The 18,822-nt window shown below is 70.8% G+C and carries 21 protein-coding genes; 13 read left to right on the top strand and 8 right to left on the bottom strand.

Annotated elements, in window-relative coordinates; genetic code table 11:
- Positions 1-50: 50 nt before the first annotated feature.
- From IEY88_RS05645 to IEY88_RS05635, 3 genes are all read left to right on the top strand, one after another.
- On the top strand, positions 51-635 hold the full coding sequence (locus IEY88_RS05645; RefSeq protein WP_189153422.1) for an NADPH-dependent F420 reductase: 585 nt from the start codon (positions 51-53) through the stop codon (positions 633-635).
- Positions 632-1,654 carry an LLM class flavin-dependent oxidoreductase gene (locus tag IEY88_RS05640; RefSeq protein ID WP_189153421.1) on the top strand — a complete coding sequence of 341 codons (1,023 nt, stop codon included), beginning with the start codon at positions 632-634 and terminating at the stop codon, positions 1,652-1,654. Before IEY88_RS05645 ends, IEY88_RS05640 begins: the two co-directional genes overlap by 4 nt.
- Positions 1,655-1,799: 145 nt before the next feature.
- Positions 1,800-2,591, top strand: coding sequence for a glycoside hydrolase family 20 zincin-like fold domain-containing protein (locus IEY88_RS05635; protein WP_268241210.1), 792 nt, complete (start codon positions 1,800-1,802; stop codon positions 2,589-2,591).
- A gap of 72 nt (positions 2,592-2,663) precedes the next feature.
- Here IEY88_RS05635 and IEY88_RS05630 read toward each other — a convergent pair whose 3' ends face one another.
- Positions 2,664-3,776, bottom strand: a complete 1,113-nt coding sequence (locus tag IEY88_RS05630) for a glycosyltransferase (RefSeq protein ID WP_189153419.1) — start codon at positions 3,774-3,776, stop codon at positions 2,664-2,666.
- Positions 3,777-3,847: 71 nt separating this feature from the next.
- Between IEY88_RS05630 and IEY88_RS05625 the strand changes: the two genes are divergently transcribed.
- The 3 genes from IEY88_RS05625 (at position 3,848) to IEY88_RS05615 (ending at position 6,954) form a co-directional block, all read left to right on the top strand.
- Positions 3,848-5,293, top strand: a complete 1,446-nt coding sequence (locus IEY88_RS05625; RefSeq protein ID WP_189153418.1) for a phenylacetate--CoA ligase family protein — start codon at positions 3,848-3,850, stop codon at positions 5,291-5,293.
- A gap of 134 nt (positions 5,294-5,427) precedes the next feature.
- Complete coding sequence (locus tag IEY88_RS05620; RefSeq protein WP_229693103.1) at positions 5,428-5,850, top strand: peptidase inhibitor family I36 protein; 423 nt, start codon at positions 5,428-5,430, stop codon at positions 5,848-5,850.
- A gap of 198 nt (positions 5,851-6,048) precedes the next feature.
- Positions 6,049-6,954 carry an ArsR/SmtB family transcription factor gene (locus tag IEY88_RS05615; RefSeq protein WP_229693102.1) on the top strand — a complete coding sequence of 302 codons (906 nt, stop codon included), beginning with the start codon at positions 6,049-6,051 and terminating at the stop codon, positions 6,952-6,954.
- Positions 6,955-7,055: 101 nt separating this feature from the next.
- Here IEY88_RS05615 and lnt read toward each other — a convergent pair whose 3' ends face one another.
- The 5 genes from lnt to IEY88_RS05590 all read right to left on the bottom strand — a co-directional run bounded on the left by lnt (position 7,056) and on the right by IEY88_RS05590 (position 13,105).
- Complete coding sequence (lnt, locus tag IEY88_RS05610) at positions 7,056-8,537, bottom strand: apolipoprotein N-acyltransferase (protein WP_229693101.1); 1,482 nt, start codon at positions 8,535-8,537, stop codon at positions 7,056-7,058.
- On the bottom strand, positions 8,524-9,987 hold the full coding sequence (mptB, locus tag IEY88_RS05605) for a polyprenol phosphomannose-dependent alpha 1,6 mannosyltransferase MptB (RefSeq protein ID WP_229693100.1): 1,464 nt from the start codon (positions 9,985-9,987) through the stop codon (positions 8,524-8,526). Before mptB ends, lnt begins: the two co-directional genes overlap by 14 nt.
- Before the next feature lie 67 nt (positions 9,988-10,054).
- Positions 10,055-11,614 carry a sigma-70 family RNA polymerase sigma factor gene (locus IEY88_RS05600; RefSeq protein WP_189153416.1) on the bottom strand — a complete coding sequence of 520 codons (1,560 nt, stop codon included), beginning with the start codon at positions 11,612-11,614 and terminating at the stop codon, positions 10,055-10,057.
- 92 nt (positions 11,615-11,706) lie between these two features.
- Positions 11,707-12,477 (bottom strand): SDR family NAD(P)-dependent oxidoreductase, encoded by a 771-nt coding sequence (locus tag IEY88_RS05595; RefSeq protein ID WP_189153415.1) that lies wholly within the window; start codon positions 12,475-12,477, stop codon positions 11,707-11,709.
- A gap of 46 nt (positions 12,478-12,523) precedes the next feature.
- A complete protein-coding gene (locus IEY88_RS05590; RefSeq protein WP_189153414.1) occupies positions 12,524-13,105 on the bottom strand; it encodes a TetR/AcrR family transcriptional regulator in 582 nt (193 codons plus the stop codon).
- Between the two features lie 54 nt (positions 13,106-13,159).
- Here IEY88_RS05590 and IEY88_RS05585 point away from each other — a divergent pair, with 54 nt between their 5' ends.
- Positions 13,160-14,182 (top strand): alpha/beta hydrolase, encoded by a 1,023-nt coding sequence (locus IEY88_RS05585; protein WP_189153413.1) that lies wholly within the window; start codon positions 13,160-13,162, stop codon positions 14,180-14,182.
- Positions 14,179-14,655 (top strand): GNAT family N-acetyltransferase, encoded by a 477-nt coding sequence (locus tag IEY88_RS05580; RefSeq protein WP_308425956.1) that lies wholly within the window; start codon positions 14,179-14,181, stop codon positions 14,653-14,655. The genes IEY88_RS05585 and IEY88_RS05580 overlap by 4 nt, the downstream gene beginning before the upstream one ends.
- Here the strand turns inward: IEY88_RS05580 and IEY88_RS05575 are convergent.
- Positions 14,648-15,487 (bottom strand): helix-turn-helix transcriptional regulator, encoded by an 840-nt coding sequence (locus IEY88_RS05575; protein ID WP_189153412.1) that lies wholly within the window; start codon positions 15,485-15,487, stop codon positions 14,648-14,650. The two genes, IEY88_RS05580 and IEY88_RS05575, sit on opposite strands and share 8 nt — an antisense overlap.
- Positions 15,488-15,588: 101 nt before the next feature.
- Here IEY88_RS05575 and IEY88_RS05570 point away from each other — a divergent pair, with 101 nt between their 5' ends.
- A complete protein-coding gene (locus IEY88_RS05570; RefSeq protein ID WP_189153411.1) occupies positions 15,589-16,350 on the top strand; it encodes an SDR family oxidoreductase in 762 nt (253 codons plus the stop codon).
- A gap of 61 nt (positions 16,351-16,411) precedes the next feature.
- Here the strand turns inward: IEY88_RS05570 and IEY88_RS05565 are convergent, their stop codons facing one another.
- Complete coding sequence (locus IEY88_RS05565; protein WP_189153410.1) at positions 16,412-16,702, bottom strand: putative quinol monooxygenase; 291 nt, start codon at positions 16,700-16,702, stop codon at positions 16,412-16,414.
- Between the two features lie 87 nt (positions 16,703-16,789).
- Between IEY88_RS05565 and IEY88_RS05560 the strand changes: the two genes are divergently transcribed.
- The 4 genes from IEY88_RS05560 to IEY88_RS05545 all read left to right on the top strand — a co-directional run bounded on the left by IEY88_RS05560 (position 16,790) and on the right by IEY88_RS05545 (position 18,755).
- Complete coding sequence (locus tag IEY88_RS05560; protein WP_189153409.1) at positions 16,790-17,293, top strand: winged helix-turn-helix transcriptional regulator; 504 nt, start codon at positions 16,790-16,792, stop codon at positions 17,291-17,293.
- On the top strand, positions 17,290-17,952 hold the full coding sequence (locus IEY88_RS05555; protein WP_189153408.1) for a GNAT family N-acetyltransferase: 663 nt from the start codon (positions 17,290-17,292) through the stop codon (positions 17,950-17,952). The genes IEY88_RS05560 and IEY88_RS05555 overlap by 4 nt, the downstream gene beginning before the upstream one ends.
- 4 nt (positions 17,953-17,956) lie before the next feature.
- Positions 17,957-18,313 carry a 5-carboxymethyl-2-hydroxymuconate Delta-isomerase gene (locus IEY88_RS05550; protein WP_189153407.1) on the top strand — a complete coding sequence of 119 codons (357 nt, stop codon included), beginning with the start codon at positions 17,957-17,959 and terminating at the stop codon, positions 18,311-18,313.
- A gap of 127 nt (positions 18,314-18,440) precedes the next feature.
- Positions 18,441-18,755 (top strand): nitroreductase family protein, encoded by a 315-nt coding sequence (locus IEY88_RS05545; protein ID WP_373294021.1) that lies wholly within the window; start codon positions 18,441-18,443, stop codon positions 18,753-18,755.
- The last annotated feature ends 67 nt before the right edge of the window (positions 18,756-18,822 follow it).

Below are 18,822 nucleotides of genomic sequence, written 5' to 3'. Positions count from 1 at the left end.
CTGGTCCGGTTAAGCTGGGTGATACGTCAACTAGCGAGGTCGGGTGGGCCATGAAGATCGCTGTTCTGGGTGCGGGCCACGTCGGTCCCGTCATCGCGCGGCTCGCCCTGGCGGCGGGCTACGAGGTGGGGATCGCGGGCTCCGGTGACCCGTCGCGGATCGAGATGATCACCGACTTCCTCGCACCCGGCGCCGTCGCGCTGTCGGCCGCCGACGCGGTCGCGGGCGCGGACCTCGTCGTGCTGGCGATCCCGTGGCACCGGTTCCCTGCGCTCGAGCCGGGGATGTTCGCGGGCAAGGTCGTCATCGACTCGATGAACCACTGGCCGCCCGCCGACACTCCCCTCGGCACGAGCGAGCAGGTGGCCGCGCGGCTGTCGGGCGCGCGAGTCGTCAAGACCCTCAACCACGTCGCCTACCAGGACATGGAACCCGCGGGCGGGCGTGCGGTCGGCGTCGCCGGTGACTCGCCGGACGCCGTCGCGGCGGTCGCGTCGTTCCTGGGCCGCATCGGGTTCGACCCGGTGCCGGTGGGGTCCCTGGCCGCGGGACGGCTGCTGGAACCCGGCGGCCCGGTGTTCGGCGTCGCGGCACGCAGGCAGGAATTCGAGAACTTCGTCAAGGAGCAGTCATGACCACCACGTTCGGGCTCGACACGTTCGGCGACGTCACCCACGACGCCTCCGGCACCCCGCTGACGCACGCCCAGACCATTCGCAACCTGGTCGAGCAGGGCGTGCTGGCCGACCAGGTCGGCCTCGACTTCTTCGGCATCGGCGAACACCACACCCCGGACATGCCGTTGTCCGCGGCCGACGTGGTGCTCGCCGCCATCGCCGCCCGCACGTCGTCGATCCACCTCGGCTCGGCGGTGACGGTGCTCAGCTCGGACGACCCGGTGCGCGTGTACCAGCGGTTCTCCACGCTCAACGCCGTGTCGGGCGGCCGCGCGGAGATCATCCTGGGCCGCGGGTCCAGTGTGGACTCGTTCCCGCTGTTCGGGTACGACCTCGCGGACTACGAGGACCTGTTCGAGGAGAAGACGCACCTCTTCGCGGAACTGCTCAAGGGCGGCCCGATCACGTGGCAGGGCAAGACCCGCGCGGCGCTGCACGAGCAGGACGTGGTGCCGTACACCGAGCCGTTCCCGACGTGGATCGGCGTCGGCGGCAGCCCGCAGTCCGTCGTGCGCGCGGCCTCCTACGGCTTCTCGCTGATGCTCGCGATCATCGGCGGCCACCCCGGCCGCTTCGCCCCGTTCTCGGAGCTCTACAAGCACGCGCTGGAGAAGTTCGGCCGCGACCCGTTGCCGATCGGGATCCACTCCCCCGGCCACGTGGCGGAGACCGACGAGCAGGCCCGCGAGGAGTTCTGGCCGCACTACCTCGACCTGATCGGCCGGCTCGGCAAGACGCGCGGTTTCGCCACGCCGACGCCGGAGTCGTACGCGCACGAGGTGGGGCCGCACGGGGCGTTGTTCGTCGGCTCGCCGGAGACCGTGGCGGAGAAGATGGCGCGCACCATGAAGAAGCTCGACGCGAGCCGGTTCGACCTGAAGTACGGGATCGGCGGGCTGTCGCACGAGTCGCTGATGCGGACGATCGAGCTGTACGGGACGAAGGTCGTGCCGTTGGTGCAGGACATGCTCGCCTGAAGCGGGGCCGCTCACGCGGTGCGTGTTCGACCGGTGCCGACGCGCAGTGATGTGACCAGCACTACAGGCGCGGAAAGCACGTTCCGCGCCTGATCGCCGGAACTCACCTGATACACCCAGCGTTAGTTCGCTGGAGAGGAAACCGGTGATTGTTCCCATGCCCTCGAGCGCGCCCCGTCGCACGGGCTCGTTCGTCCTGACCGAAGACGTGACCGTCCGGGTGACCGGGCAGGCGCGCACCGCGGCCGCGATGCTGCGCGAGCACGTCTTCCGGCAGACCGGCTACCTGCTGGCGGAGTCGCCCGACGGAATGCTGATGGTGTCGCACGACCCGGCCATGCGCGGGCTCGGGCCCGAGGGGTACGCGCTGCTGGTCAGCAACGACGCGATCATGCTGCGCGCGGGCACCCAGGCAGGGCTGCGGCACGGCGTGCAGTCGTTCCGGCAGCTGATGACCGGCGACGGCACGGTCCGCGCGGCCGACGTGCGCGACTCCCCCGCGTTCGCGTGGCGCGGTGTGTCGAGCGCACTGCTGCCGCCCGCCGAGATGCGCAGGACGATCGACCGGATGGCCGCGTACAAGCTCAACGTGCTGCACGTCTTCCCCGACGGCGACCCGGACGCGCTGCGCGACCTGGTCGAGTACGGCCGCGACCACGGCATCACCGTGGTGCCCGAGCTCAGCCCGGCGACGGTCGAACTGCTGGAGCTGTTCCCGAGCCGCTGGGTGCACATCGGCACCGCGAAGCTGACGACGAAGTTCGCCGGGTTGCTGGAACGGCACGGCAAGCTGCCGGTGCGCTGGCACGCCGGGGACGCGGACGTCCTGGGCCCGCACGGGAAGCTCGCCGAGGGCGACGACGTCCTGCGCGCCATCGCGACCGCGGGCTGGGTGGGCGAACTGCACACCACCTCCGCCGTCGCGCCCGCCTGGTAGCTCGGTCACGGCCTGCCGCACGTGTTCGGCTCCGGTTCGGCACGTTGCTCGACGTGGCGGCGGGCGCCGGGGTCAGGCCCTCCCCCGCACCAGTTCCGCGAGCGCCTGAACGACGGCGGCCGGGTCCGGCATCCCCGCGATCTCGGACCTGACCCTTCCCGCCACCTCCCGCGCGGCCGGGTCGTCGAGCAGACGGCCCGCCGCCGCGGTGACGGCGTCCGCGGTGATCTCCGGCCCGACGAGCTTCGCGCCCGCACCGGTCTGCGCGAGCACGTCGGCGTTGACGAACTGGTCCGCGCCCTGCGGCAGCACGAGCTGCGGCAGACCGGCCGCCAGGGCGCCGAGCACCGTTCCGGTTCCGCCGTGGTGCACCACGAGAGCAGCCCTGCGCAGCACCTCCGCCTGCGGCACGAACCCCGCGACCCGCACGTTGGCCGGCACGTCCCCCAGCGGCGCACCCGGACCCAGCGCCACGAGGACGGTCACCGGGAGCCGCGCGAGGCCGTCGACGGCCTGCCGCAACACCTCCGTCGCGGTGTACGAAACCGTGCCAAGAGTCAGGTACACCAACGGTTTCGTGCTGTCGACCTCCGGCATCGGCACGTCCAGGTCGAACGCGGCCGGCCGCATCCGCAGCACGGTGGGCAGCGCCGCGACGACCGGGTCGCGCACGGTGTCCGGCCACAGGTCGACCACGACGTCGCCCAGCATCAGGTCGGCGGGCGCCGCACCGTCCCACAGCCACGCCATCTCCCCCGCGGCCATCCGCTGGATCTCGGGCGGCATCGAGCGCCCGATCACGTGCGAGACGAACGGGATCCCGGCATCGCGCGCGGCTTTCGCCGCACCGACGTCGCTCTGCTCGTAGACCACCAGGTCGGGCTTCACGCGCGGCAGCAAGGCGCTGAGGTCCGCGACCGTGGCGCGCGGGAGGACGTCCGCGAACATCGTGATCAGCAGGCGCGGGACGTCGGCGTCACCGTGCCGCCTGCGGGCCTCCGCCTCGGCCTCGGCGACCGAGATGCCGGACGCGTGGGCCTCGAAGCCCAGTTCGCGCGCCTTGCCCACGAAGCCCGGACCGGTCGCGAACACGACCTCGTGGCCGGCCTCCCGTGCCGCCCTGGCGAGCGGGACCAGCGGGAACAGGTGGCCGTAGGCGGGGCGGCACGAGAAGAGGATGCGCACCCCGCCGAGGCTAACGATCTTCCGGTTCCAGCGGTGCCGAAAAGGAAATCCGGATCGATACGCTCGGAGCCATGGACAGCAGCCGCCGGAACCGCGTGCGCCAGGCGTTCGACGACTTCTTCGCACCCGCCGAACCGAAGTCGCACAGCTGGGTGCTGGACCTGTTCCAGCACACGGCCGCGACCGTGCCCGCGTACCGGAAGCTGTTGCGGGACAACGGAATCGCGCCCGAGTCAATCCGGACGTTCGACGACTTCCAGCGGTTGCCGTTGCTGGACAAGGCAAGCTACCACGAGCGGTACCCGTTGCCGGAGCTGTGCCGCGAGGGGAACCTCGCCGGGTGCGACATGATCGCGGTGTCGTCCGGGTCCAGTGGCAGGCCGACGATCTGGCCGCGCGGCGTCGAGGACGAGCTGCACGTGGCGCGGCGGTTCGAGCAGGTGCTGGTGGACGGGTTCCACGCGGACGAGCGCAGCACGCTGGCCGTGGTGTGCTTCCCGCTGGGCACGTGGGTGGGCGGGCTGTTCACGCAGGCGTGCGTGCGGCACCTCGCGGCCAAGGGCTGCCCGATCACGGTGGTGGCGCCGGGGAACAACAAGGCCGAGATCCTGCGGGTGCTGCCGGAACTGGCGCCGCACTTCGAGCAGGTCGTGCTGCTGGGCTACCCGCCGTTCGTGAAGGACGTGGTCGACACCGGGCTCGCGGACGGTGTCGACTGGGCCGCGTACCGGATCAAGCTGGTGCTGGCGGGTGAGGTGTTCAGCGAGCAGTGGCGCGACCTGGTGTCGCGGCGCGCCGGCATCGCGGATCCGGCGGCTGACGTCGCTTCTCTTTACGGCACAGCGGATTCCGGTGTGCTGGGCAACGAGACCGCGCTGTCCGCGTCGATTCGCCGGTTCTTCGCCGACCACCCGGACCGGGCGCGCGAGGTGTTCGGCGACTCGCGGTTGCCGACGCTCGTGCAGTACGACCCGGCCAGCCGGTTCTTCGAGGTGCACGACGGCACGCTGGTGTTCACCGCGGACGGCGGGATTCCGCTCATCCGGTACCGGATCGCCGACGAGGGCGGGGTGCTCGGGCACGCCGAACTGCTGGAGCACTGCGCGCGGCACGGTTTCACTCCCCCGCCGGGGCCGGAACTGCCGTTCGTGTTCCTGTTCGGGCGGTCGCTGTTCACCGTGTCGTTCTTCGGCGCGAACGTCCATCCGGAGAACGTGACCGTCGGGTTGGAACAGCCGGGGATCAGCGACGTGGTCACGGGGAAGTTCGTGATCGAGTCGGTCGAGGACGAAGATCGCGATCGGCTGTTGCGGATCACCGTCGAGACCGCGCCGGGCGCCACGGCGGACGCCGGGGTGATCGCCGAGTCGATCAAGGTCCAGCTGCTGCGGCTCAACAGCGAGTTCGCGCACTACGTCCCGGCCGGGCGGCAGCTGCCCGAGGTCGTGCTGCGGCCGCACGGCGATCCCGAGCACTTCCCCGCCGGAGTGAAACACAGGTACACGCGACGAGCGTGAAAAGCGCTTTTGCACCACGGAGCAATAGCTTTTCCAGACTTCCCCGCTCTGCTTAAAGTGGCGTCGGCAGAAATCATTGTGGGACTGGGGAGGAAAATCCTTTGAGTTTCGTCCGACGTATTGTGCTGGCATTGATGCCGCTGACCATGCTCTTCACCCTCGCGCTCGCTGCCCCGAGCGCACAGGCGGAGGCTCCGGTCACCGAGGCCGCCGCCGTGGGGGCGGCGTACGACGCCGAGACCGGCGAGGCTCTCGCGGCCTGGGCCTGCAACACCGGCAACGTCTGCTTCTGGAACGACTTCGGCGGCACCGGCAAGCGCTGCATGTGGGACGTGGCCGACTCGGACTGGGCCTCGGGGACCTACAAGTGTTCTTGGTACGACACTGAGGTCAAGTCCGTCTACAACCGCGGCACGTCCTCCGCCAAGGGCGTCAGGTTCTACCGCGACACCGGCTACAACGGCTCGATCGGCTGCACGAAGCAGGGCAAGAAGGGTGACCTCGCCGGCACCTACAAGATCCGCTCGCACCAGTGGGTCAGCACCAGCTGCGGCTGATCCGGCCCTAGCAACGAGAACCGGTCGCGGGACCTGGTCCCGCGACCGGTTCTCGTTGCGCGAAATGGCGGATCGACACGCCCAGTAGCATTATGCGCGGTGACCTGGCCTGGGGAGGTTGCTGTGTTGCGCATCCATTTTTCCGAAGGTGATCTGGAGCGAACGCAGGTAGCAGAAAGGGTGGATCCGCTCTGGGAAATGGTGTTCAGCTGGCTTCGGCTGACCGAGTTGGACAGCGGGTTGTTGTTGCAGCCGTGGCTGCGGCACATCCGCCGCAACGGCGACCGGCAGGTGATCACGTCCGGCGTCCGCATGCTGTCCGTGCTCGCTCCGCTGGGGCCGTACTTCCCGGACTTCCTCACACCACCCGAGGGTGCGCAGGGACTCGGTAGCGCGCTGGCCGCGATCCGGTCCACACCCCAGCACCGGTTGCGGGAGGAGTTCGGGCGGCTGGAGGACGTGCGGCCGGTTCCCGAGTGGACGCGTCCGCTGGCGGCGGGCGACGGCGAGTCCCTGGTGGAGCTCACCGAGGCGCTCACCCGGTACCACCGCGCGGTCATCGAGCCGTACGGCGACCTGATCGACGAGGCCGTCGAGACGGATCGCGTGCACCGCAACGGACTGGCGTGCACCGTGGAGGGCTTGCTGCGGGGCATGTGGCCGTTGATGAACTGGCGCGCACCCGTGCTGGAGGTCCAGTACGCGCACGACCGCGACCTGTACCTCAACGGGCGCGGGCTGCGGCTGGTCCCGTCGTACTTCTGCCGCCGCACACCGGTCGCGTTCGCCGACCCGGGACTGCCGCCGACCGTGGTGTACCCGTTGCACCACGACTGGACCTGGCAGCGGCAGCTCGCGAGTGGACGGCGTGAGCAGGGCGCGCTCGCGGCGTTGCTCGGCAACACGCGGTCTGCGGTGCTGGCGGCGGTGGGTGCCGGGGCCACGACGACCGAGCTGGCGGAACGCCTCGGGGCGTCACCGTCGTCGGTCAGCAGGCACACGACGGTGCTGCGGGAGGCAGGGCTGCTGACGACGGAGAGGCAGGGGCTTTCCGTGCTGCACCAGCGAACGCTGCTGGGGTCGGCCCTGCTCGGCAAGAACTGAGTTCGCGCGAGACCGGAGCGCCGGAGAGGTGGTTGTGGTCGTGGGCGTGCGTCCCGGACTCCCTCGGGAGCTGGGAACGCACGCCCGTCGCGTGCGGTGGCTCAGTCCTGACCGGCCTGAAGGCTCGTGGCCCGTCGTGCTCGCTGTCGCGACCACAACCCGGCCACGCACGCGGCCAGTGCCAGACCGGTGAGCAGGACGTGGACGGCGCCGCCGAACCTGGTCGCGAACGTCAGGTCGGTGCGCAACGGCACGGTGTCCACCATCAGGTCGTCGGTGAACATCCCCGTCGACCGCACGATGCTGCCGTCCGGCCGCACGACGGCGCTCACGCCGCTGATCGCCGCGACCACGACGGCGCGGCCGTGTTCGATCGCGCGCAGGCGGGCCATCCCCAGCTGCTGGTAGGTCATCTCGCCGCGGCCGTACCAGGCGTTGTTCGTCGGCACGACCAGCAGCTGCGCGCCGTCCGCGGCGCTCTCGCGCAGCACGTAGTCGTAGGCGACCTCGTAGCAGATGCCGATGCCCACGCGTGTGCCCGCGATGTCCAGCACGCCCGGTTCGGTGCCCGCGTCGAGGTCGGGCTGGTCGGCGAACGGGGTGAAGACCCTGGCGAGCGGGCGCAGCGGGATGTGCTCGGCGAACGGGACGAGCTCCTGCTTCGCGTACGACGGGCCCGCGCCGGTCTCCGGGTCCCACGCGATGACGGAGTTCTGGCCGTTGCGCAGGGCGCTGACCAGGGTCGGCACGCCGAGGTCGGCGATGGCGGCGTCGAGCACCGGGTCGCGGTCACCGGTCCTGGTCGCGCTTTCCGGCCACACCGCGAGGTCCGGCCTGGGCAGTGCGCCGCCGCGGACCAGCGCGGCCAGTTCGGCGGTCTTGCGCAGGTGGTTGTCGCGCAGGGTGGCGCCCTCGGTGAGCAGGCCGAGGCCCAGGTCGGGGGCGTTGCCCTGCACGACGGCGACGGTCCGCCGGCCGGTCTGGGCCTCGATCGAGATCAACGGGCTCACGGCGAGCGCGGCGACGATCGGCACCAGCGCCCAGGCACGCGTCCAGCGGGGGAACCAGGCGGCCAGGCCGAAGCCGGTGAACACCACCGCGAACGTCACCAGCGGCGCGCCACCGATCACAGCGAGACGCGCGAACGGGCCGTCGACCTGTCCGAACGCGACACGGCCCCACGGAAAGCCGTTGAACGGGATCAGGCCACGCAGGGTCTCCTGCAGCACGAACAGCAGCGTCGCCCACACCGGTGCCGCGGGCAGCCGGTTGACCAGCGGGAACAGCGCGCAGACACCACAGATGAACAACGCCATCAACACGCTGAGCACCAACCAGGGCCACGGCCCGAAGTCGTTGCCCAGGAAGTGCTGGATCCACCACAGGTGCGGGAGGAAGAACGCGAGCCCGAACGCGAACCCGAGGCCGGCGCTGCGACGAGCGCCCGCACCCTTCAAGGCCAGCCAGAACACCACGAACGCGGGCACGGCGAGCCACCAGAGCGTGCGCGGCGGGAAGCTCAGGGCCAGTGCGCCGCCGGCCAGCGCCGCGGCGCCGTAACGGGCGAGGTCAGGCTTGCGCAACGGACACCCTCGCCCGGCGCAGGACGAGGTACGCGCCACCGGCCAGGGCGATCCCGACGACGTAGGCGCCGACCAGCTCCGGCACACGGCCCGCGAAGTTGCCCGCGAGCGGCGGCACCAGCAGCGCGAACACCCCGGCGAGCACGGCGACCCGGCTCCGCCACGTCCCCACCGGCAGGCACGCGGCCAGCGGCAGCACGGCCCACAGCAGGTACCACGGCTGGATCACCGGCCCCAGCACCACGATCAGGCTCATCATCATCCCCAGCGACGTCACCTCGGAGATCCGTCCGCGCAGCTGGCGGCCCAACAGCACCGCCATCCCGCACAGGATCAGCACGAGCCCCGCGATCCGTGCCGAGGAAATCATCGCTTGCCCGGCTTCCGGGCCGAACACCGCACCCGCCAGATAGCCGGGCCAGTTCGTCGGAGCCATCCAGCTGTTCACCTTGGACGGTGTGCCGAGCGCCCGCACCCAGCCGAAACCGGACCCGCCTGCCAGCGACGTCACGACCGACACGACCCCCAAGGCCACGACCATCGCGAACCCGGCCGTGACGAACCGGACCCAGCCACCGCCCAGCCTGCGCGCGAGTGCCGTGCCCACGATCGCGAGCGCCACCAGTGCGGGCAGCTTGACCTGAGCCCCCAACCCGATGAGCACCACACCTGCCGTGTACGGCCACCACTTCAGATCGGGCAGTGACTGCAACGCGACGACAGTGCCGGACAGCATGAGGCCGAGCATCAACGCGTCATTGTGGACACCGCCGACGAGATGCCACAGCACCAACGGGTTCATGACACCCAGCCACAACGCCGTGCGCTCCTCGACACCCGCCATCGCCGCGAGCTTCGGCACCGACCACACGACGAGCAGCAGGCCGAGCACGGCGACCAGCCGGTACAACCCGATGCCAAGGACGGGGTTGCCGCCGGTGATCTCGGTGATCGCCCGCTCGACCGTGGTGAACAGCGGCCCGTACGGCGACGGCGTCTCACGCCAGTAGACGCCGACCCGTGCCACCGCCTCCGCGCTCGCGCCCACCGCCGGGCTGACCACGTTGGGGTCGAGACCGTTCGCGGCCACCTCGCCCTGGGCCAGGTAGCTGAAGACGTCCTGGCTGAACAGCGGCGGGGCCACCAGCAGCGGCCCGCACCACCACGCCAGAGTCCGGCGCAGCCACCGCGGGTCCGGCCTGGTGCGTCCCAGCAGCGCCCACGCGAGCACGACCAGCCCGGCACCCGCGATCGCGACCCCCAACGCCACCGCGCCGCCGGTTCTGGCGCTCGTGGCCCACACCCCGGCGGTGAGCAGGAGCGCACCGCCGAAACCCGTCCAGCGCAACAGTTCCGGGGTGCCGGCGGTCGTGGTGGTGGCGACCGCGGTCGGCCAGCGGTACGTGACGGTCTGCACGGTGGAGACAGTGCTTTCCGGACAGATCGTCACGCGTCCGACTGTGGTCGCGTTCTCACGTACTACTTCAGGATGATCTTTTTTAAACCCCGGTCTTCGCTCAACTTCCGGCGAAGTCGTGCGTCATCCACACGGTTCCCTTGGCGTCGCGGATCACCACGATGCCGATGCGGGTGGACGACCTGCTCAGGATGTTCTTGCGGTGGCCGTCGTTCGGCGGCTTCTCGTCGATCATGCCCTGGGTCAGGCCGAGCGCCATCTTGGAGATCGCCTCGACGTTGTCCTTGACCGGGCCGCCCATGCCGACGTTCTCCGCGACCGAGCTCCACTTCACACCCGCCGCGGTGCTGCGCTCGCCCAGTCCGCTCTCGCCGGCGCACTGGTGCGACAGGCCGCAGCCGTTGCTCATCATCGCCCTGGTGTGCCGGTCGGCCGCGGTGACCAGCGCCGGGTCGACCGCCAGCGGCGCCAGGCCGGCCTTGGCCCTGGTCTCGTTGATCAGCGCCAGGACGCGCTCCTCCGGCGTGGCCACGCGCGGGGGCTCGGGCGGCGTTGTCGTCGTGGTGGTCGTCGTCGGCGTGGACGACGGTGCGCTCGAGGACGCGGCCGTGGTCTCCGGCGCCTGTGCGGAGGAGGTGCTGAGCGCGATGCCCTGGGTGGTGTTCGGCCCGGCGACGGCGGCCGGCGGGTCGGACGGCAGCAGCACCATCGTGCCGACCACGCCGACGAGCGCACACACCGCCGCGGCGCCCGCCACCGCGAGCACCGGCTTGGCGGTGAGCTTCGCGAACGCGCCGACCGGTTCGGCGAGGTGGGTGGGCGCGAGCCCGGAGGCGAGCGCCACGGTCTCCGGCGTGACGTCGGCGAGGCTTTCGAGCAGCCGGGGCAGGTAGGCGGCGGGGACCACGAGCAGCGCGGCGCCGGTGAGGATGCGTTCGACCGGCATCGCGTCGTCCACGCCCCGCCCGCAGCGGCCGCACTCGTCGACGTGCCGCAGGAGCCGCTTGCGCCACAACGGGCTGGGCTCGCCGCTCCAGCCCTGCGCGGCCCGGTCGAGGCCCGCGCACCGCGGTTCCACCGACAACGCGCGCACCAGGTGCCGGATCGTCTCCAGCCGGCCCTTCAGCCTGCCGACCCGCACCGTGACCGCGTGCGCGCCGAGGTCGAGCGCGTCGGTGACCTCGGCCCTGGTGAGCTGCCCGACGCGTTCGAGCGTCCACAGCGCCAGCAGCTCGCGGTCGGCCGGGTCGAGCCAGCGCGCGGCCTCGTCGACCTCACGGCGTTGCTGGGCGAAGTGCAACCGGGACAACGCGGTCTCCACGAACTCGGCGCCGGGATCGGCGCGGTCGTACTCCTCCAGCGAGGCCGGGGCCAGATCGCGGCGCCGGTAGTGCTCGCGGACCTGGTTGATGGTGACGGCGACCAGCCACGACCGGAAGCGGTCCGGCTCCCGCAGCGCGTCGATGCCGCGGATCACGCGGACCATCGTCTCCTGCACCACGTCGTCGACCTCGGAATCGGCGTGCAACGCCCGACCGGCGACGTTGTAGACCAGCGGCAGAGAACCCGCGATCACGGCGTCGAGCGCCGTCCGATCACCGGCCCGCGCGGCCTGCACCTGCTCCGCGTCCACCTGCCCCAGCCACTCCCGACCCGTCACTTCCGCACCCTTCGCCGACTGTTCCTGCACGCCATGGGAGACCGGCGAGTCTCACCTCAGGTCACAGAAACAGGGCCGTAAGGTGACTGGGGTCACACTGCGACCACCGCCACGCCCGTGCGGCCGCCGTCGACGTCCAGCACGATGCCGTGCACGAACTCCGCCTCGTCCGACGCCAGGTAGACGGCGGCCGACGCGATCGCGTCCGGGTGCCCGGACCGGCCGGCGGGCGTGCCGCGCATCATCACGTCGGCGATGTCGCGGGTCTGGGCGTCCCAGCCCGCCGAGGCGATGACGCCGGGTGAGATGGCGTTGACCCGGATGCCCTTCGGACCGAACTCCGCGGCCCACGCCCTCGTGAGCGTCTCCATCGCGCCCTTGCTGGTGCTGTAGATCGCCCCGCTGGGGACGCCCAGCCGGGTGATCCACGAGCCGAGGTTGAGGACCACGCCGCCACCGGCGCCGATCATCGCGGGGGCGAGGGCCTGCGTCAGGAAGAACGGGGCCTTCACGTTGACGCCGAAGACCCGGTCGAAGGTCTCCTCGTCGGTCGTCGGCGTGGACGACGGCGGGTAGATGCCGGCGTTGTTCACGAGGATGTCGACGCGGCCGCCCAGCAGTGCGGAGGCCTCGTCGGCGAGGGCCTTGCTCAGGGCGGGGGTGCCGTCGAGGTCGGCGCGGGCGAAGTCGGCCTTGCCACCGTCGGCGCGGATCTCCGCGACCACCTCCGCTCCCCTGGTCTCGTCACGGCCGGAAACGACGACGTGCGCGCCCTCCCGGGCGAAGGCGACCGCGATGGAGCGGCCGATGTTGCTGGTGGATCCCGTGATGAGGGCCGTCCTGCCCTGCAGTCGCTGTGTCATGTCCTCGACGCTACGAGCACATTTTTGGACCTGCAAGTCCAGAAAATTAGCCGCGCAGATGCTCGAGCAACGTGTCCAGCACCGCCTCCAGGTGCGTGACGCTGCCGGTGTTCAGGAGAACCAGGACCCCGCCCTGCACGCCCGCGATGAACGCGGCGGAGACCCGGTCGGGGTCGAGGCCCTCCCGCACCAGCCCGGCCGCCTGCATCTCGGCGATCCCCTTGCGCACGTGGGACTGCCACTGGTTCAGCAGCGTGGCGATCACCTCCTGCGCGCCCGGCGTGCCGCCGACCTGCCCCATCAGCGTGCCGAGCGGGCAGTGGCGCCCCTGCGCGCGGTACCGGGCCACGACGGAGTCGCGCCACCGCTCCCAGGCGGCCCACGAGGTGAGCGCGCCGAGGTGCGGCTGCTGGTCGTCGAGCACGCGACCGGCCTCGTGCCGGGCCACGGCGAGGAAGAGCTCCTCCTTGCCGTCCGGGAAGTAGTGGAAGATCTGGCTCTTGCTGGTGCCGGTGATCGCGCGGATGTCGTCCAGGGTCACGCCCGCGGGCTCGTCACTGCGCAGGTAGGCCGCGGCGCCCTCGATGATGCGCTGCCGGGTGGCGCGCCCCTTCGTCGTCAGTGCCATGACGTCGAGACTAGGTTTTCTGGACCGTCGAGTCCACTGTGGTTGACTGGGCCCATGCTGCCTTGGGAGGGACCGCTGGCCGGCCGGCTGGACCGGCACACGATCGACTCCGCGCTGCTGCGCGACAACCCGCTCGGCGACCCGCACGAGCGGCCGCTGTGGGTGTACGTGCCGCCGGGCTACGACTCCGGGACCGGGCGCTACCCCACCGTCTACGTGATCCAGGGCTACACCGGGCACGTGGCGATGTGGGCGAACCGGACGCCGTTCCGCCGGCCGTTCATCGAGACGGCGGACGAGGTCTTCGCCCAGGGGGCGCCGGGTTGCGTCGTCGTGTACGTCGACGCGTGGACGTCGTACGGCGGCTCACAGTTCGTCGACTCCCCCGGCACCGGCCGCTACCACTCCTACCTGTGCGACGAGATCGTGCCGTGGGTGGACGCGCACTACCGCACGATCCCGGACCGCGAGTCCCGGGCCATCTCGGGCAAGTCGTCGGGCGGGTTCGGCGCGATGATCACGCCGATGCTGCGGCCCGACCTGTTCGGCGCACTGGCCACGCACGCCGGTGACGCGCTCTACGAGCTCTGCTACCTCGCGGACTTCGGCAAGGCCGCACGGGCGTTGCGCGGCTACGACCACGACGTCCGCAAGTGGTGGGCGGACTTCCAGGGTCGCACCGCGTTCACGAAGCCCGAGGACATGGACCTGCTCGGGATCCTCGGTGTGGCGGCGTGCTTCTCCGCCGACGACGACGGCACGCCGCGGCTGCCGTTCGACCCGGTGTCCGGGAGGCCTGTTCCCGAGCTGTGGCAGCGCTGGCTCGACTGGGACCCGGTGCGGATGGTGGCCGGGCACGCGGACGCGATCCGCTCGCTGCGGGCCGTGTGGATCGACGCGGGCACGAGGGACGAGTACTTCCTCGACCTGGGCGCGGAGGCGTTCCGCGAGGAGATCGCGGCGGCCGGGCTCCCGGACGAGCGAGTCCACTTCGAACTGTTCGACGCGGGCCACGGCGCGATCGACTTCCGGTATCCGCTTTCCTTGGCGTGGCTGGCAGATAGGCTCGCTCGATGATCGCTGACGTCACGCTGCGCCCGGTCGAGGAAGCCGACTTCGACGCGTTGTTCGAGTTCATGCGGGACCCGGAGTCGGTGGCGATGGCCGCGTTCACCGCGGAGGACCCCGACGACCGCGCGGCCTTCGACGCGTGGCTGCGCCGCAACCTCGCGAACCCCGAGACCACGAACCGGGTGATCGTCGGCGACGGCCGGGTCGTCGGGAGCATCGCGAGCTTCGTGATCGAGGGCGACACCGAGATCACCTACTGGGTCGACCGCACGGTGTGGGGTCAGGGCGTGGCGGGACGTGCGGTCTCGTTGCTGCTGCGGGAAGTCACCGTCCGGCCGGTGCACGCGCGGGTCGCCAGTGACAACGCCGGTTCGCTGCGCGTCCTGACGAGGGCGGGCTTCGAGGTGGTCGGCACCGACAAGGGGTTCGCGGCGGCGCGGAAGGCCGAGATCGAGGAGACAGTGCTCGTCCTCAGCTGACGAACTTCTCCGTGCCCAGCACACCGAGCAGCTGGATCTTGTCGAACGCCTCGGTGCGCGGTGGCGCGGTCAGCACCAGCAGCGCCTGCGACTGGTCCTCGGTGAACAACGCCTGGCAGTCGACCTCGATCTCGCCGAGCTGGGGGTGGATCAGCACCTTGTGGTCCTCGTAGCGCTTCGAGACCTCGTGCCGTTCCCACAGCTCGGCGAACTCGGTGCTCTCCTTCCGCAGCGCGCGAACCAGCTCGCCCGCCCGTGAGCGCGGGCCCATCGAGGCGTAGGCGGCGCGCAGGTTCGCGACCTGGGTGCGGCTCTGCCGGTCGCGGTCGTGCTCGGGGTAGATCAGGCGCTCGTCCGGGTCGGTGAACCAGCGGTAGATCCCGCTGCGCGCGTGGCCGGTGAAGCGCGACGAGTCGCCGTACAGCGCCTCGGCGAACCGGTTCTGCACGAGGACCTCGGCGAGGTTCGACAGGATCAGCGCGGGCGTGTCGTTCAGCCGATCCAGCACCCGTTGCAACGCCGGTGCCACGTGGGTGCCGGTGGTCTGGGGCGACGGGGCGTTGCGCCCGGCGACGCGGAACAGGTAGTCGCGTTCGTCGTCGCTCAGCCGCAGCGCGCGGGCCAGCGAGGCCAGCATCTGCTCGCTCGGCTGCGGACCGCGTTGCTGCTCCAGGCGCGTGTAGTAGTCCGTGGACATGGCGGCCAGCGCCGCGACCTCCTCGCGCCGCAACCCCGGTGCCCGCCGGCGCGCGCCCACCGGCAGCCCGACGTCCTCCGGCCTCAGCTCCTCCCGGCGACGCCGGAGGAATCCCGCGAGCTCCACCCGATCCATGCACCCCAGTATCCGGGCTCCGGCGCCGCGAAACAGGGACCGCCGATCCCCCGACAAGGGCTCTCTGCCGCGACCGCCGAGATCGGCAGAAGCTCGGTGCCATGGACATCACCGGAAACACCGTCTTCATCCCCGGCGCCACCAGCGGCATCGGCCTGGCGCTCGCCCTCGCCCTGCGGGAGCGCGGCAACACCGTGGTCGTGGGCGGCAGGCGCACCGAACTGCTCGACCGGATCGCCGCCGAGCACCCCGGCGTCGAGACCGTCCGCGTCGACACCGCCGACGCTGCGAGCGTCGAGGCCGCGGCCAAGGACGTCATCGCCCGCTTCCCGTCGGTCAACGTGCTGATCACGATGGCCGGCGTGATGCGTGCCGAGGACTGGACCCGCTCGTCCTTCCTGGAGTCCGCCGAGAACACCGTCGTCACGAACGTCCTCGGCCCGATGCGCCTGATCGCCGCGTTCGTCGAGCACTTCCGGTCCCTGCCGGACGCCACGATCATGACCGTCTCGTCCGGACTCGCTTTCGCGCCGTTGCGGATCACGCCGAGCTACAACGCGTCCAAGGCCGCGATCCACATGCTCAGCGAGACCCTGCGCCTGCAGCTCGCGGACACGTCGGTGAAGGTCGTGGAACTGGAGCCACCGGCCGTGCAGACGGACCTGATGCCGGGCCACGCGGAGAACGAGCACGCCATGCCGCTCGACGAGTACGTCGCCGAGGTCATGGACATCATCGAGACGCAGCCCGGCGCCCGCGAGATCCAGGTCGAGCGGGTGAAGTTCCTGCGCTACGGCGAGGCGCGCGGCGACTACGACCAGGTCGTCGCCGCGCTCAACGCCACGGACCCGCACGGCGAGTGAGCCGGGAGATTCCCGGGGCAGGCGTCGGCCGAGTTCGGTGTCCGCGTGCGTTCGGTCGTCATCAGGCGGCCACGTTGCCCTTCATGAGCCACGTCGGACCCTCGGCGTACGCGCCGGCCTCGGCGAAGAAGGCACCGAAGTAGGGGCCGCTCGCGTGGGCGTTGAACGCGTCGACGTCGGCATAGGTCTCGTTGAGGTAGAAGAGATCCGGGTTCTCCTCGTCCGCGATGACCTCGAACCGCAGCGAACCGGGTTCGTTCGCGAGGGAGTCCTCCGCGGTTCTGCGGGCGGCCTTGACGAAGTCCTCGCGGTGTTCGGGCTGGACGGTGAACGACACCAGGAACTGGTACATGGCGGTGACCTCTCTTGAGGGGTAGTTCATTCACTGAACTCGCCGAACCGCAGCACGGCAGTTCGGTGAATGAACTACAGTGGCGTCATGGCACTGCCCAGCACCTACGCGGACCGCAACTGCTCGCTGGCACGATCGCTGGAGATCGTCGGCGAGCGGTGGACGTTGCTGATCGTCCGCGACGCGTTCTTCGGGATCCGCCGCTTCGGCGACTTCGCCACCCAGCTCGGCATCCCCCGCGCCGTCCTGACCAACCGCCTGAGGTTCCTCGTGCAGGAGGACGTCCTCGAGCACGTCGACGGCGAGTACCTGCTGACGTCCAAGGGCGTCCAGCTGTGGCCCGTCCTGCGGGCGATGATGGCGTGGGGCGACGAGCACTACTCCCCCGGCGGCGACAAGCGCACGTTCTGGCACGAGGCCGACGGCGGCCGTCTGGACGCTTCGAGCCGCTGTTCCTCCTGTGGCGCGGAGGTCCCGCCCTCCGACACCCGCATCGAGCCGGGCCCCGGCTTCAGGCCCGGCACGGCCGGCCCCGATCCCGTCTCGGCGTTGCTCAACGCCCCGCGCCGGCTGCTGGAGCCGCTCTCGTGAACCCGCTCGACAACGCGCCCCACTCGGCTCTGACAGGACCGCACGCGCACTTCGCCGAACGCAAGGGCAATGTGCTGCGCTACCCGGTCGACGTGTCGCCGTTCGTCGCGCTGCCATCCGAACCGGCCGACGCCGACTGGCTCGACCTCGCCGTGTTGGCACCGCACGCCGCCGTGACCGGCCTCGAACCACCGGACGGCTGGCAGGTCGACAACCGGCTGCCCCTGCTGCAGTACGTCGCCGACGGCATCGCCGCGGCGCCGGAGCCCAAGGCCGTCCGGCTCACCGCGGCGGACGTCCCCGAGATGATGGCGCTGGCCGAGCTCACCCGGCCCGGCCCGTTCCTGCCGCGCACCATCGAGATGGGCACCTACCTCGGCATCCGCCACGACGGCCGGCTGGTGGCGATGGCCGGGGAACGGCTGCGCGTGCCCGGCCACACCGAGATCAGCGCCGTGTGCACGCACCCGGACGCGCGCGGGCAGGCGTTGGGGACGCGGCTGCTGCTGGCCGTGGCGCACGGCATCCGGGAGCGCGGCGAGACGCCGTTCCTGCACGTGCTCGCGTCCAACACCGGTGCCGTCCGGCTGTACGAGAGGCTGGGCTTCCGGCTACGCCTCGAGACAGAACTGTTGATCGTCACCGCGCCGGTAGCGTGAGCGCATGCCACAGATCACCGTCGAGTACTCCGCCGAACTGAGCGAGGGCTTCGACCGCCGCGGCTTCGCCCTCGCCCTGCACCAGGCCGTCTCGCCGCTGGTGGGCTCGGAGGTGGCGGCGTTCAAGACGCGGTTCCGCCGGATCGAGGAGTCCGTGATCGGTGACGGCTCGCCCGCCGCGATGATCCACGTCCGGGTGGGGTTGCTGACCGGGCGGCCGGTGGAGCTCAAGCAGGAGGTCGGGCGGACGGCACTCGGGATCGCCCGGGACCACCTCGAGCCGGTGGAAGGGCTGCCGACGCAGGTCACGCTCGAGGTCTACGACATGGACCGCGAGCAGTACCAGAAGGTCGTCCTGTGACATAAACGCCGCACTGACCTGCGGAAATGCGACCCTCGCAGGTCAGTGCAGCTCCGTTTCAAGTTCGGCAGGTCCGCGTCCACCAGGATTTCGTCGCGTTCGACCACGCGCCCGGCGACGAGCACTGGTGTCGCCCGGCGGTGACGCGCGCGCCGCGCTGTTCTGCTATCTCGATCGCGACATGGGCTCGCCTCAATGGTCTGACGCGGGGATGTACCTGCAGACCGTGATGCTGCTCCTGCGGGCAGAGGGGCTGCACAGTTGCCCGCAGATGGCATGGGCGAAATTCCACAGGTCGGTCGCCGAGGTCGTGGCGCCACCCGACGACCTCGTGCTGTTCTGCGGACTCTCGATCGGCTACCAGAACGCCTCCGCGACGGAACCCCGCACGGGTCGAGCGCCGCTCGCGGAGACCGTGTCGTTCGTCGGCCAACTTCCGTGAACCCCAGAAGCGCCACCGGTCTCGGGCAGAGACCGCACGCGCCACGCTCTCGACGTCTCCGGGTCCG

The organism is Lentzea pudingi, assembly GCF_014646255.1.
Taxonomy (GTDB): Bacteria; Actinomycetota; Actinomycetes; order Mycobacteriales; family Pseudonocardiaceae; genus Lentzea; species Lentzea pudingi.
Note: the sequence above shows the minus strand (reverse complement) of the source record. Positions and strands in the feature narration are given on the sequence as shown.